12 protein-coding genes and 1 pseudogene are annotated in these 14,396 nt (G+C 60.5%); 4 read left to right on the forward strand and 9 right to left on the reverse strand.

Annotated features, from left to right (window positions below):
- Positions 1 to 83: 83 nt before the first annotated feature.
- On the reverse strand, positions 84 to 254 hold the full coding sequence (locus ACRQ5Q_RS41120) for a hypothetical protein (protein ID WP_439400021.1): 171 nt from the start codon (positions 252 to 254) through the stop codon (positions 84 to 86).
- 1,062 nt (positions 255 to 1,316) lie between these two features.
- On the reverse strand, positions 1,317 to 1,820 hold the full coding sequence (locus ACRQ5Q_RS41125) for a septal ring lytic transglycosylase RlpA family protein (protein WP_439400022.1): 504 nt from the start codon (positions 1,818 to 1,820) through the stop codon (positions 1,317 to 1,319).
- Between the two features lie 1,256 nt (positions 1,821 to 3,076).
- Between ACRQ5Q_RS41125 and ACRQ5Q_RS41130 the strand changes: the two are divergent.
- Positions 3,077 to 3,448 (forward strand): annotated as a pseudogene (locus ACRQ5Q_RS41130) (hypothetical protein); the annotation flags it as partial.
- A 394-nt stretch (positions 3,449 to 3,842) separates the two neighbouring features.
- On the opposite strand, the gene ACRQ5Q_RS41135 reads toward ACRQ5Q_RS41130, so the two are convergent.
- Complete coding sequence (locus ACRQ5Q_RS41135) at positions 3,843 to 4,019, reverse strand: hypothetical protein (protein WP_439400023.1); 177 nt, start codon at positions 4,017 to 4,019, stop codon at positions 3,843 to 3,845.
- 611 nt (positions 4,020 to 4,630) lie between these two features.
- On the opposite strand from ACRQ5Q_RS41135, the gene ACRQ5Q_RS41140 reads away from it, so the two are divergent.
- Positions 4,631 to 4,780 (forward strand): hypothetical protein, encoded by a 150-nt coding sequence (locus tag ACRQ5Q_RS41140; protein WP_439400024.1) that lies wholly within the window; start codon positions 4,631 to 4,633, stop codon positions 4,778 to 4,780.
- Positions 4,781 to 5,504: 724 nt separating this feature from the next.
- Here the strand turns inward: ACRQ5Q_RS41140 and ACRQ5Q_RS41145 are convergent.
- From ACRQ5Q_RS41145 to ACRQ5Q_RS41165, 5 genes are all read right to left on the reverse strand, one after another.
- Entirely contained in the window at positions 5,505 to 6,299 is a 795-nt protein-coding gene (locus ACRQ5Q_RS41145) for a hypothetical protein (RefSeq protein ID WP_439400025.1), read from the reverse strand.
- Positions 6,300 to 7,799: 1,500 nt separating this feature from the next.
- On the reverse strand, positions 7,800 to 8,042 hold the full coding sequence (locus ACRQ5Q_RS41150; RefSeq protein WP_439400026.1) for a DUF3551 domain-containing protein: 243 nt from the start codon (positions 8,040 to 8,042) through the stop codon (positions 7,800 to 7,802).
- A 206-nt stretch (positions 8,043 to 8,248) separates the two neighbouring features.
- Entirely contained in the window at positions 8,249 to 8,773 is a 525-nt protein-coding gene (locus tag ACRQ5Q_RS41155) for a hypothetical protein (RefSeq protein WP_439400027.1), read from the reverse strand.
- A 534-nt stretch (positions 8,774 to 9,307) separates the two neighbouring features.
- On the reverse strand, positions 9,308 to 9,931 hold the full coding sequence (locus ACRQ5Q_RS41160; RefSeq protein ID WP_439400028.1) for a LabA-like NYN domain-containing protein: 624 nt from the start codon (positions 9,929 to 9,931) through the stop codon (positions 9,308 to 9,310).
- A gap of 557 nt (positions 9,932 to 10,488) precedes the next feature.
- Entirely contained in the window at positions 10,489 to 10,836 is a 348-nt protein-coding gene (locus tag ACRQ5Q_RS41165) for a carbohydrate porin (RefSeq protein WP_439400029.1), read from the reverse strand.
- Between the two features lie 307 nt (positions 10,837 to 11,143).
- Here ACRQ5Q_RS41165 and ACRQ5Q_RS41170 point away from each other — a divergent pair, with 307 nt between their 5' ends.
- Both ACRQ5Q_RS41170 and ACRQ5Q_RS41175 read left to right on the forward strand, forming a co-directional pair.
- Positions 11,144 to 11,563, forward strand: a complete 420-nt coding sequence (locus ACRQ5Q_RS41170) for a CopG family transcriptional regulator (RefSeq protein WP_439400030.1) — start codon at positions 11,144 to 11,146, stop codon at positions 11,561 to 11,563.
- Positions 11,564 to 11,566: 3 nt separating this feature from the next.
- Positions 11,567 to 12,751, forward strand: coding sequence for an extracellular catalytic domain type 1 short-chain-length polyhydroxyalkanoate depolymerase (locus ACRQ5Q_RS41175; protein ID WP_439400031.1), 1,185 nt, complete (start codon positions 11,567 to 11,569; stop codon positions 12,749 to 12,751).
- 292 nt (positions 12,752 to 13,043) lie between these two features.
- Here the strand turns inward: ACRQ5Q_RS41175 and ACRQ5Q_RS41180 are convergent, their stop codons facing one another.
- Positions 13,044 to 14,396 (reverse strand): dicarboxylate/amino acid:cation symporter, encoded by a 1,353-nt coding sequence (locus ACRQ5Q_RS41180; protein WP_439400032.1) that lies wholly within the window; start codon positions 14,394 to 14,396, stop codon positions 13,044 to 13,046.

A 14,396-nucleotide genomic window follows, 5' to 3' on the forward strand; every position in this document is an offset into this window, starting at 1 on the left:
CCAACGTTGAGGATCGCGTACGCGAGCTCCGGGAGCGCAAGAGCGACCAACGCGGCCATATCGAACATCTTCGCCGGCCTTCTTTAGCCGCACACGAGTCCCGCTCTCGTGTATTCCAGCCAGTTGCGCTCCACGGCATACTTGATGCCGCGCCAAACTCTGGGCCTGTCGCGTTGCCAGCCGTTCTTGGAAAGGAAGGGCGCGTTTATTTTCTCGATGTGGATGCGGTCGTCCTGGACCGCCTCGATGCTCATGGCGAGCTCGATCAGCTTTGCGCGCGGCGGCCTCAACTTGGCAGCCTTCCTGACCTTAACGTGGCGCCCCCGCAACAGTAGCGATGTTCCTTTTTGGAACAGGATTTCTCGACTCAAACCGCGCAGCAAATTCTGGAATCAATCCGATCAACCGGGCTGGAAGTGGCCATTCAATAAACAGTCAATTTTCCCGGACAGGCCGCAGGGCCGGAGCTGGCGAACCAATTTTTCCCGTTCGGTAAAATTGGCGAGTAGGTCCTGCGGCCATTTCCCCTTTAGCTTCGCCGGAAAACTTGAATGAGGACACTTAAGGGACGGCGCCGGGGTGGCGGCTTGTTGCTGTCGCGGACGACAAGCACCGCGAGAACGCATGGGCATTGAGAACCCGTCGGCTCCCAGGCCGGCGGGTTTTGCTTTGCGCTCGAAGGCGCTAAAATGTTCGTATGGCGGAACGAGTAACGGTTTTCTTCTACGGCCTGTTCATGGATCCGGAAGGCCTCCAGGCCAAGGGCCTGCGGCCATTGCTGGTTAAGCAGGCTTTTGTCGAGCGTTTTGCCTCAAGCTTGGTGAGCGGGCCACACTGGTGAGAAGCAAGGGCGAGTCTACGGCACGTAATGCAACTCACCTACGCTGAGGTTGACCAATTGTATTCGGACTCCAGCGTCGCTGCTTACCGGCCTGAGCCCGTGCTGGCGCAGGTGCCGACGGCTCAGCTGAGCTGGCTCTTTGCTTCAACCTGCCGAGCACTCCGGAGGGATCTAGCGGCAACCCGGAGTATGCTAGTGCGCTGCAGGCCGTCGCACGAAAGATGGGCCTTCCAGAAGCCTATGTCGCGGAGCTCAAAAACTCGACGTGACCGAGAGAGCTTAGAAGCAAAGAGTCGCGAAGATGCTGGGAACTTGGGTTCAGAACGGCGACTTGGCGGTGCAGCATGTCGAAAATAGGGACGGCAAAACGAAGGTACTACGACTGGGCGATGGTCATGCCCCTAGGACAGGCTGGCGAGGCCGTACAGCGGCTTTGGTGCTTGGCTAAGCGAACGCCCTCTATCAGCATTGTTCTCTACAACACCTCGGCGCGAATCTGAGCCACGCCACGATCCGTAATCCCTAAGCTGTGCGCGGCGGCCAGGGATAGGTCTAGAATGCGGCCCCTGACCCATGGCCCGCGGTCATTGACGGTGACAATGACGCTTCGGTTGCCATGAGTGACGCGTAACTTGGTACCGAACGGCAGGCGGCGGTGCGCCGCGGTCATTAGATTTCGATCAAACAATGAACCGCTAGCTGTCCTGCCTTTGGCATACGAATAGTAGGAAGCCTTTCCGGAAAAGACCCGCTTGAAAGATTGAGCCGGATGATCGTTCGGGGGCTCTTGCGCGGGTTGCGCTTGCGATTGCGGCTCATCCTTCTTTGTTTGATTAAGTCCGTCAGGAGGTGGCTCCGCGTGAGCCTTTGGGATGATGGACCACCGGTCATCGAAGGACTGCGCCACAGCAGGATTCGCATGGATTGCCATCCACGCCGGCATTGTTGCAATCGCGATCATTCCGCAAAGAAGTCGCATGATCGGCCTCACGCACAAATGACACTGATGGACAATGCAAACTCATTCGCCCGCGTTCCTGCGCAAGCATTCACGTGCAGAACAAAGGTGAATTGGTACCGATGGCGTGACGTTCCGGAGATGTTTAGGAGCGGCGCAGCAAACGGCCATTTCGCTGCGGTGCATCACACCAAATGAGGTAGCGGGCTTCGATCTTTGCGAAACGAAGGGCTCTAACCGGCCCATGGGAAATTCGTGCGCGGGGTCCCGCGGTGAATCAAGATTTTCGGACAAGAAAGGAATTTGATGACGAAATCGAATCCTAAGGGACCGAAGCATCTACGCAAAGAGGACTTTTCGAGAGGATCTGCTTGGTTTGCCTCCGCTGAGGCCGGTGGACACAACTCCGAAATGACTTTCCGTGAGTGCAGTCCTGCCGGCTCGGCACGACTTGGGCGAAGCGGGCTATGCGGATTTCTGGAGATCGATCCTCCCGGGGCGCCAAGGCAGACGCGCGCGATGATGCGGAACGGCGCCAGTTTCGCGTCGTTGCAGGATCATGGGCGCAAGGTCGAGGAGTGGCATGCCTGGACGAATGACCTGCTGGTGAAGTGTCCCAGGTGCGGCACCTGGCCGATGGCCGCCAGCTCCGGGAAGGGCACGTTCTCGAAACGTGAAATTGCGTTCAGATGCCCAAAGTGGGGCAGCGAGGAAACGGGACAACTCCGCCGCGCCGCGCTTACAGCGGTCTCGGCGGAGGGCGGTCGTGATGCTGCCTGAGCCGGCCCGCGGCTCGGTCGCTTGGAACGCGCCTTGTCCGCGCGACTTGATCCAGCGGAAATCTACGCGCGCAGGAGCGCGAGATCCGGATGCTGCAGCGCGCCGGCGTCCCGACGTGATCAGCCGAGCTCCTGCTGACGCGTATGCGAGCGAAGGTCGGAGACCTTGCCGCCACCCCGCGTTGCGGAACGGCGCCGGCTCGGCCACGCGAAGTTCAGATGGCTCATCGGCTGCAAGAACGTCGGGCACAGCTTCCGGCTCGAAAGAGCACAGCCATCGTGTTTTCCCCACCCGGCTGGAGCGCAGGTCCATCCGCCCAGTCGTGCAACAGTGTCGCGGAAAGTTGTCCGCGATGTTGTCCGCTCTTGACCTCTCCGGCGGTCGATATTGAAATCGGGCCTTCGGTGATGAGGGGGTGGCGTCGTGGAAGAGTTCTACAAAAGCTTTGCGCAGCGGGCACGCGATCTGGCGGAGAAGGCGGATCCCTTCACCAGGCGGCGGCTGCTCGCGAACCGCAGTTATGTGCAGCCGAAGATGTTCACGCTCATCGCAAGCATCCAAAAAGTCTGGATGCGTGGGAACTGCTGATGCGTGCATTGTCGCACTATTGGCTGGTTACGCGGCGGGATAACGAAATCGCGCAGAACCTTCTCGAGCGGGCCGTTGCAATCGATCCCAACTACGGCCCGGCGCTCGGCGTGCTCGCTACCAGCATAGCTTTTGGCGCCCACATGGGCTGGGCGGAGATAAAAACCGTCGGAACGACCGCGGAGCGCACGGCGCTGGCGGCGATCCGATCCGATGGTGAGGACCCATGGGCCCACCATGCGCTCGGATCTTTTTATTTGATAACGCGGCGCTTTGACGATCCACAAGGGGGGAAATTCGACCCGCCAACGTTAATTGGTTGGTGCTTCGCGCCGCTCCACTCTTGCGCGCCAAAGGGAATCGAAAGTGTCTCGGTGCGTTAGCGCCAGCGCTTCTGAGCCGATCGGATCCCCAAGCTTTTCTCTAAGCGCGCCCGCATCAGATCGCGTCGAAGCTAGAGCAGGCCACTCCAACGATGATTTCGAAAGCAGAGGCTTGCCTGCGTACCAACATTTTCGTCCGTCGATCAGGCGCCAAGACCAATATTCGCGGGGATTTTGCGGCATTGCCGCGCTGCATTGTTGTTTTGCCTGTACAATTGGAAGTTCGATCAAAGGGAGCGCAGCGACGCAAATGGCAAGAGGAATCGATGGAAGTTGTTTCGCCATCTGAGGACTAAGCGCTAGTTCGTTGCTGCAATCGAGCCATGGCAACTACCAAATCGGGCCGCTCAAGAACCTCCACCAGCTTGTCGAGGAGGCGCTCATTGTCATGGGGGCGCGGCTGAAGGTATTCGTCCAGTATGCATCGGGCTTCGCTGATCGCGTGAATAGCCAATTGCTGATCGGTCATCGCTTCTTACCTATTCGCAGTTGCGCGTTTACAGAAGGATGGCAGATCAAGTCCTCATTTTGACTTATCCCATCAAATTTTGTTTCAGTGTAGGGCCTTTAGCGGGGCTCGGACTCATTCTGTTCGGCTAGCTAGCTTTGCATGCGAGCCTTGCCGCGCAGGAGCGGACCGCTGATTCGGGGGGATGTTGAGGTAGTGGTCACGGGCGCGATCTCGGCTCAACGCGCCACGGCCAATGCCTTTCCTAGATCGCCTTACGCGGTCCCCAGTTGGGTGCAATGGTCGTGGGTGATGGCCGTTGCCACGGTCCCCGGCCGCCTGATCACCTACGTACGAATATAGTCACCGGGCGGTTCACGGGGGTCAGCGTCTCGTCCGGAGGCCGCTCAGCGACCGTCCATTCGCTCAAAGGCACTGAGATAGATTGCATTGCGCCTGTCAAGGTTTACTCGCGATCCAGCTTCGTTCACCCGCTGACTACTACGCTGAGGAAAACTCCCTATTTGGCCTCACACCATGGACACGCTCGAAACGATCGGGGTCATAGCCGTCCCTTTCGCCCCGTTTCTGGTCTCGCTTGGAGCGGTGCTCTCGGCTGGAGGGCTCCGCAGATGGCCATTCTTCTCGTACGCGTTTTCGTTTTTAGCTGGCTTGGTGGCCGAAAAGGTTTCGGCTTTCTGCTGTGGTCCATCTGCTGGATCGTTGCATGGGTGTTTGCCGGGATTGCCCTGAAGGCGCGTGGAGCTACGGCTAGCGGATGATGCAGCAGCTCCCGGTCCTAAACAAAGATCGCATCAGCCGGAGAAGGATGCCGGGCCAGCAGGGCAGCGCTAGGACCGCCCGATCACGGGTGGTGGTCCACTGGCCAGAACCGCGGGATGCCGCGTTCGCGCGATTAAATTGAAGGGCTGACGGATCCGCACGGCTTACGGGTTACGAGCACGTGCCCATGCCGCCAATTTTGGAGCACGTGCCCGTTCCAACATTGATGGTGTGTTTGCGCGAAGCCGATCGAGGCCATTATAATCAAGGCCACTGCGACGCATGCGGCTAAAATGTTCTGTACCATGGCTGCCACTCCCCGCGGGACCGCACGGCCAAGGCTTTAGAGAGAACACCCTGGGATGGAAGCCGTCAATGCGGCGCATCAGCGGAAGGTCGTCGATGCCACCCACGTTACTGGCGGCCGCGACGAATCATTTCCATGATCTGCTCGGGCGTCTCGCGCACGGTAATGCTGTGTTTGCGCGCTTCTTTGGCAAACCTGAGGGGTTGTGTACTGGTCCTGAAATCGAACCATCAAGACCACCAGGTCCATGTTGACGTATACGTCTTCGAAATTACTTGCTGAGCATTGTTTGTTTTCTTTTTCAGCCGCCTCCGTATCGTGGTGCGTGGTATACCAGTGCTAGGTTGAGCGTATATGGATCGTCCTCTCCGCTGCGCTCTGCGACAGTATCAGGCGTGCAGAAGTACGTCACGGCATTAGCGCACTGACCATGGCCATGCCGATGAAGGTTGCGGTTTGTTGGCTTGCGGCCGCGCCGGGGTTGGCACCGGCTTGTGCGTCTGGGCGACATTGGTCGGCCGCCGCGGACGTGGCACTGGTATTTCGGGCATCACCTTTGGTTCTTCAGGGCTCATCTTTGGTTCTTCGAGGCTCGCCTTTGACTCTTCAGGGCTCACCTTTGGCTCTGAAGCGGTGGCGATGACGCGGGCCAGTTGTTTCTGGCTTTCGTTGAGCCGCTCGGTAACCGTTTCTCTTTCGCGCTCGAACTGTATTTGGGTCGCCCTGATCTGCTCCATGATAGTGTTGTTGCGCGCCGCTTCTGCCTGGCTCGCCTTGAGTTGGCTCGCGACATTTTCATTGTCGCGGACCAACTGTCCTTGCCTCATCTCGAGCTGCGCGACCGCTTGCCTCAAGGCAGCGAGATCGTTCGCTATCGGTTGGAGCTGCTGCGCCAAGTCGGACGAAAGGGCGACTGCAGTCGGCGCGTCCTGTTTCAGAGGTGCTGGGTCTGAGGAGGGCATGGTTTCCGTATGAACGGAAGACGACCACCACCAGGCAGCAACGCCGATGGATGCTGCCAGCAGAGAACCGACCAAAGCCAGGTAACGCCAATCGGCCGGTGTATGAATCGTTGGCGGAGGACTAAACGTCTTCGTGCTGGTCGGCGGGTCCGAAGGATTGACCCACGCTTCGCGCGCTAGGTTCGAAAGCTGCTCCTCCAAGCTCGCAAACATCCCTTCCGAGAGTTTGTCGTCCAGCGTGGGATCCATTTCGGTGCTCCGTATTAAACACAAATGTCACCCGCGCGAGAGCGATCCACAGCCCCGCAACGGCGAGCTAACTTTCGACGGGCGCAGATAGTTTTTGCAGCTGCGATCCTTCGCAGCGCTGATAATACAGCCTGCACGTCACCGTCTTTTTTGTGAGTTCATCCCTGAACTGTCCCTGGGTGTTTAAACTAGCCGACGAGGCGGAACTATGTTCACGGCGGGAGAACTACGGAAGGAACCCTTACTGTTCTATCTGGCCCCAGCGCGTCCGTTGAGAGGGACCCGTAGCCGGAAAGCGGCCGGACCTAGGCACATAATGCCCGTAGGCGCCGCGAACGAGTGGCGGAATCGATTGCGGAAGGTGAAGCATGCTTCACGCGTGCGTTCAGTCTCCCTCCGGGGACGGCCGCCTTGTCGAGCCAAGTCGGGTACTGTCCTGGTGGAAGCAATAAGTGCAGTTCTCAGGTTGAAGTCGCGACATTTGTGATTCCACCAGGGCAGGGTGTCAGTCCCGAGAAACTGCCGAAGATCTTCAGGGCGCTGCATGCGGGTTGGCTTGCGAGGGGTTGCGGAGCGAAGGCTGCGAATGAGCTGGATGCCATCATAGCGAGCCGGCCGCTTAGCTGTGTGCCGGTGAGCGTGGATCGATATGGCAGTAGTTCGATTGCTGGCGTTGACGTTGCGCAGTGGCTGATTCGCAACGGCTCGCGTTGGATTGGCCTCTGTACTCAAAGGGCAAGTACGAGGAGGCATATGGGCGAGCAGCTACGTAGAGCCCTGGCGATTCGCATGTGTAATTAAGCGAGGCGAAAGGCCGCGCGACCGTTCGGACGATGCGAGCGCTTTTGGCGGCTGCGGAATGATCTGCGTCCCTGAGCGCGTTAATTGGCGTCGTTTATCCCGCCGCTCCCCGAATTAAATCGTCGCTGATCGGCACGTCATCGTCTGAGCGCGGCGAGGATGATCGAGCCGCGAGTCGGCGCGCCGCCGCGCCACCGCACGTTGTTATCGTGAGGGCGAACGACGCGCTGCCTATCCGCGCCTGGGCGCTCAGCGCTGATGACCTAGGCCGATCCCCAGCTGGGACGCTTTGACGCGTAACGCGCTGATCGTTCGCTTGAGTTCCTTGGAGATCTTCGTGACCGGCGTGCGAGACTTCGAGTGCTTCTTCAAAGTCCGCACGTCCGCCGATGTCCATTCACGGCGCTGTGGTATCGCCTTCTTCTTCGTTGATTTCAGCTTGTAAGCTCCGGTGTTGTTAGGTCCACCCGCACATGGCTGCGCTACACCTGCGCCTTCGCGCTGGCAAACAAGGTCCGCGACACCCGCCCTGAGATGCAGCACACCGTCAGATAAACGGAGCCATCACTAGCCGTCGCTGTTAGCAATCGTCAGCAGCGTTCGCAACTAGCAATGTGTCCAAAATGTCAGGGCTTATCGTACAATATCCTGTCTACTAAAATCGTTTCCCGACGGGAGCTGAACGTGTCTGAACGGCTATCATTCAAGGCGTCCCGCAGGCACTCGCGTGCTCGCAAAATACGAATTGATCATGCACTGAGCCCGGCGGCCGGATGCCATCGCGATGCACTGGGGCAGCGACGGGTAGCGGCATTCGTAATAGTTCGCGTCCGGGTGATACACGTGCAGGCAAACCAGATAAGCCGGATCGTAGGTCTGAGCCTCCGCCGGCTCTATTGAGACCGTTCCGATCGCGGACATCGCAAAGATCAGAATGCGCATCAGAACCTCCTTGGGAATTGACGGCTGGGATGCGACGGCAGCTCCGCACTGACGCTGAAAAGGAATGGTGCGCGCAATGCCCAACTTTACGCATTCGAGGCACCTCGTTGCGCATGTGTAGATAATCCCAATCGCCTCATATTGCGCCGGCGTAAACTCGGAAGCTCCGCCGCGACTGCGCGTCGATCGGATTGCCGGTGCACCAATCAAGGGCCAGAAACCTGCCAGCCTCGCCGGGGGCCGGGGCAGCCGCTTCGGTCCGCTCCATCACCATGACCTCCATCCTCCGGCAAGTGAGTAAGTAGGCAGTCCAGGCTGTTGCGCGCGTTCCAGCTCCAACTGTGGCTGACCCTCTGCCCCTGCGCCCAGGAATGGTTCGCTCCGCCGCAGGTCGGCGTGAAGCCGAGCGTTCTCAAGTGAAATCGCTGCTCACGCAGTAAGTGTAGTCCGACCTGTGCATTAACTATCACCGCTGTGATCGCGTTGATGCTGCCGCGGATGCGGTGCCTGTTGTACTTGCGGGCCTGTAGGAAGCTTTGGATCTTCTCGACCGCCGCCGGGCTGGTTCTGCCGACCTCCATCTGGTCGACCATTCCGACGAGGATGGTGTCTGCGAGCTCGAACGTGTCTCTGTCGTGCTGCGTTAGCGACTGGGCGAGATTGGCCATGTCGACTTCGGCATTGCGCAGCTCGACCTGGCAGGTCTCCCACTCGCGCCAGCCGCTCAACACCAGAATGGAGACGCCTGAAGGCCACGAATGCCGCCCACAACGGGAAGAGAGCCTTCTCCCTCGCGGCGGGTATTTGGCGAGCTTGCTCCTTTTCGCGCTACGTCCCTTAACGGACGATCACCCTGGAGCGCAAGATCAACGACGAGACAACGGTCGCCGGAACGCAACATCCTGCCGCGATCGCAAACCCGTCCCTTAACGAGCGACTAAAGCCGGCCCCGGATGACTACGTAAAGGACGACGCGCGAGGCCGCTCCCCAGGTGCGTGGTTGATGACGGAAGCGGCGTCACGCTCAGGGGACGGCGATCCCGCAGGGTCTCGTCAGAACGGGCGCGGGTGGGTTCGGCTCCAAGCATCGCCCGTCGTGCAAATGAGAGTGCCATGGACCATAGCTCGCAATCGCTAGCTTCGATCTTGAGCAAGCTGCGCCTCCATGATGGCGACGGCGAACCGGACATCACGCGGCCCCGCGCCCCGTCTCGGGTGCGGGAGCCGGCCAGACAGCCGGAACCTTAACGACGCCGAAGCGGCATTCAACGGCCGAATTCGTTGCTGCCGCTGCTCGGCCTAGAGGTCTGACGCTGAGCGTAATGCCCGCGCGCCTCGCGCTCGCGCGCCGCTTGCCGCTCGGAGGGGGCGCGACCGATCTTGGCCCGCAGCTCTGCCAGGTCAATGAAAACGTCCGCCTGGCGCCGCAGCTCATCGGCGATCATAGGCGGCTGAGTGGCGATCGTCGAGACCACTGCGACACGGACGCCGCGCCGTTGCACCGCAACGACGAGAGGCCGAAAATCGCCGTCGCCGGAGAACAGGATCATTTCGTCGATTCGTCCAGCGAGCTCCATTGCATCGACCGCCAGCTCGATGTCCATGTTGCCTTTGACCTTGCGGCGTCCGGAAGCGTCGACGAATTCCTTGGTTGCCTTGGTCACGACGGTGTAGCCGTTGTAGTCGAGCCAATCCACCAGAGGGCGAATCGAAGAGAACTCCTGATCCTCGAGAACGGCCGTATAGTAGAAGGCACGGAGCAGTGTGCTCCCAGCCTCAAACTCCTTCAGGAGGCGCTTGTAATCGATGTCGAAGCCGAGCGTCTTGGCCGTGGCGTAAAGGTTGGCCCCGTCGATGAAAAGGGCGATTCTGCGAGGTACGGGATACATCCAGACCCTCGAAATGCGGAAAGTGCGCTCCGCACGCGCCCATATTCAGTCTCGACGGTCGGGCGGCTTGGGCCGTTCTGTCGTTCCGTCGTGCAGCCGAGCTGCGGCTGTGAGAGGCTATCTTCAATCCTTTGCTGATTCAAAAGTTTTTTCGTGATTACTTGAACCCCGAGACCCGCGTTGATGACATGGAAGTATACCCGACGAAGGCCATGCCCAATAATCTGCCGCTCTTTGAAATCCATTTGAGAGGGCGTCGCGGGACGGTCCGGTTCTACAGGTCCAACGGCCCACCGCTCATGCTCGGATCGGAGACCAGCAGCGCGGCCGCCAGAGACCAGGCAGGTCGGGCACTCTTCCTGATGCTGCTGGGGTCGGCCGCCACTGCGAATGATCGCCCTGCATGCCGCAGTGGCTCATCGGCAAAGTATACCGACTTCGGCAGCTCGCGCATCTGACCGAACCGGGTGCCCTGCATAGTGACGAGCAATCCGGCGGCGAGGTCCGCATCTCAGAATTCCGTTGCTGCGGACTGGCGGTGTTCTGAAGCCGCCGCGCTAGAACTTCAACGTGGTCCGCAGGCCAAAGACGGCCGCGTTCTTGAGCGCTCTTCCCGGCGTCGGGCCCGCAGGATCCGTCGCTCCGCCTCCAATGACGTATTGAAAATTGGGTTGTAGGGTCCGCCCGTCTCTCAGCTGATGCTGATACACCGCCGTCAAGAGTCGCTCGAAACGGCGCACCGGCCACGCTGGGCCGGCAAGTGCGCGATAGTCGAAGTCGAGCGCCTGCGCTCGCTTCGAGACGTGCGCATAGCCGGCCGCGATGCCGAACTTGTCATCCGGCCGCTTGTCGCTGAGGCCGATGAACTCAAGTCCTGCATTGGCGGCAGAATGGAGGTCACCCATTCAGGCATCGATGTCCATCCGGCGAGCATTGCGCTCCCTCTGGAAATGCATCCAATGACGCTGGACGAGCAGCTCGCGCAGGAGCGCCGTCACTCGGAGAGCGTGTCTCGGTCGCGGCAGAGGTCCGGTCACCCCCGACCGCATGCGCCATCCCGAACTCCGTCGAGGTCTCGAGACGCCGACCAGCTGCAGCTCCAGTCGTGCTCTTGGGCCGCAGGTCTACCTGCCAACCCTTGAAGGATGCCGGCCAGCACCCTAGATAGCATCCACACGCCATCCAATCGGATGGTAAAAATGGATGCTATCGATGGCCGATAATGTGCGCGAGCTGCGACCCAAGCCCCCCGACACCGAGAAGATCACGATCAACCTTGGCTATGTCGACCTCGGTCATGTCGATCTCATGGTGCAGGAAGGGTTCTATTCGAACCGGACCGATTTCATTCGGACAGCAATCCGGAACCAGCTTGAGCGCCACGCGGAGGTCGTCAGACAATCCACGGTCCGGAAGAACCTGGACCTCGGGCTGCGCAACTACGCGCGCGAGGATCTCGAAGCGGCGCGCCGCGCCGGCGAGATGCTGCAGATCAATGTTTTGGGCTTAGCCACCATCGCCCAAGACGTCACCCCCGAGTTGGCGCGCGCCACAATCGCGTCGGTCTCGGTGCTGGGGGCCCTTCACGCCCCTCCCGCGGTCAAGGCCGCTCTCGCCGACAGAATGAGGTGAACGATGCTGAATCAAGACATAGTCCGTGAGGCAACCCGTCTTACGCGTGCCGGCCAACTGGTCGAGGCCACCGCGCTCCTGCAGCGCATGCTCCAGGGCGGTTACGCTCCAAGACCGGAGCCTCGTAGCGCCGCTCAGGCCCGGTTTCCGCTCGATCCGCTTACTATCGACGCCACTGCCGACGTCGTCGAGCAGCGGGAAGCTCCGCAGATATCGCCGGCCCGTTCTGCTCGGGGGCGCAGACGCTCCTTACCGCTCGACGGCATGCGAGATTTTCCCGGGCTCGGCCTGCGAAGTCCGATCACGCGCGCTCCTCTGGCCCGATCGGACATCGTGCCCGAGGGCACACAATTTATCACCGGTACCTTCAGTAACGCCGCAGGAAGCCGGACCTACAAGCTGTTCATCCCAAGCCGCTTTCAGGGGCGACGGCTTCCCCTCGTAGTCATGCTTCATGGCTGCACGCAGTCGCCGGATGATTTCGCGGCCGGCACCCGGATGAACTTTCTGGCGGAAGAGCAGAATTGCTATGTGGTCTATCCTGAGCAGCCGAGCGGAGCCAACCAGTCGAAGTGCTGGAACTGGTTTCGCACCGGTGACCAGCGTCGCGGCGAGGGCGAGCCCTCGATGATCGCCGGCATTACCCGCCAGATCATGCGCGCTCATGCGATCGATCCGAAGCGCGTATACGTCGCGGGTATGTCGGCCGGCGGGGCCGCCGCCGCGATCATGGGCGCAACGTATAACGACCTGTACGCGGCCGTCGGTATTCATTCAGGCCTCGCGTGCGGGGCCGCGAGCGATCTTCCCTCCGCGTTCGTCGCCATGCGGCAGGGAGGCGGCTCCAAGGCGAATGCGGAGTGCAAAACTCCCGTGCCGACCATCGTTTTCCACGGCAATCGCGACACTACGGTGCATCCAAAGAATGGCGACCAGATTATCGAGCAGTCCGCCAGGGCGAGGCCGACGAGGAAGGTACTTCGCGGACGCGTACCCCACGGCCATGCCTATACGCGCACCGTCCTGATCGACCGGGCCGGTCGAGCGATCTCGGAACAGTGGAACATCGATGGCGCCGGACACGCGTGGTCAGGCGGCAGCCCCGTCGGGTCTTACACTGATCCGCAAGGGCCGGATGCGACAAGGGAAATGCTGCGCTTCTTTCTTGAGCATTCGCTCGATGGGTAATCTGGTTTTGAAGGGCGCTCAGGGTTGTCTTCGCGCACGTCACTGAGCTTCCGGATCAGCTTGGCGGCCTCTATCCGCCCGTCTCGCAATCAAGGCACGAATGCTAGCGTAGTCCCCGCAACGTAAAGCGGTCTTTGGAGAGGACAACGGGCGGAGAGCTGATGGCTCCTCAGACCGCCACCCGTTGAGCGTAGGTCCGGAAGATCGCCAGCCATACGTGTGGATGCCGTGCGACATGACGTCAGTCAGAGAATACGCTCACGAGCGAGGCGGAGGCAAACGCCGGACGGGACTAAGCCTGATTGCGGGCGGGCAGCGGGGGGCCATCGACCAGATCCGCCGCAACACGCTCATCTTCGGCGCCGGTCACTCTGCCTTCGAGGACTGCGTTCAACCGGGCGGGATCGAGCTCGCCCTCGGTCCGCGCGATCACGATGGTCGCCACGCCATTGCCGATCACGTTGACCAGCGCGCGCGCCTCGCTCATGAACCGGTCGATGCCGAGGATGAGCGCCATGCCCGCGACCGGGATGGTGGGGACGACCGACAGCGTTCCGACCAGCGCGATGAAGGACGCGCCGGTCACACCGCTCGCGCCCTTCGAGGTCAGCATGGCGACGGCGAAGATCGCGATCTGCTGCGAGAGCGAGAGATCGGTGTTGGTGGCTTGCGCCACGAAGAGTGCGGCGAGCGTCATGTAGATGGACGAGCCATCGGTATTGAACACGTAGCCGGTCGGCACGACGAGTCCGACGACCGGCTTGGAGCAGCCGAGGCGTTCCAGTTTTTCCATCAGGCTCGGCAGCACCGGATCGGAAGATGACGTCCCCAGCACGATCAGGATCTCTTCCTTGATGTAGACGAGGAACTTCCAGATGCTGAAGCCGGACCACCAGGCGATCGGGCCGAGAATGCCGAACACGAAAACAGCCGACGTCAGATAGAAAAGGCCGATGAGCTTGGCCAGCGGGCCGAGGGAGCCGACGCCGTAGCGGCCGACAGTGAACGCCATTGCTCCGAAAGCGCCGATCGGTGCGAATCGCATGATCACGTTGATGGCGCCAAAGATCAGCATCGATCCCCCGTCGATCGTGTCCCGGACGGGCCTGGCGCGCTCGCCAAGACGGGACAGGACGCATCCGAACAGGATCGAGACCAGGACCACCGGAAGAATGTCGCCGCGCGCGAATGCGTCGATGACGGTATTGGGGATGATGTTGAGCAGGAATTCGGCGATGGTTTGCTCTTTTGCTTTGCCGGCATATTGCGCGACGGCCCTGGCATCGAGGGTTGCGGGATCGACGTTGAAGCCGGCGCCGGGCGTCGCTACATGAGCGGCGAGGAATCCGATCAACAGGGCCAGGGTCGAGAGGACCTCGAAGTAGAGCAACGCCTTGCCGCCGACGCGGCTTACCTTCTTCATGTTCGACATGCCGGCAATGCCGGTCACGACCGTGCAGAAGATCGCGAGGGCAATCACCATCTTGATCAGTTTGATGAAGCCGTCGCCGAACGGCTTCATGTCGACCGCGATGGCGGGCCAATAGTGCCCCAGGACGATCGCGACCGCGATCGCGGCCAGGACCTGCACGTATAGAATGGTGTAGAACGGCTTCCTTGATCGTCCGGTCGAGCTCGTGCCCAT

It is taken from the genome of Bradyrhizobium sp. PMVTL-01 (assembly GCF_051861855.1).
Lineage (GTDB): Bacteria > Pseudomonadota > Alphaproteobacteria > Rhizobiales > Xanthobacteraceae > Bradyrhizobium.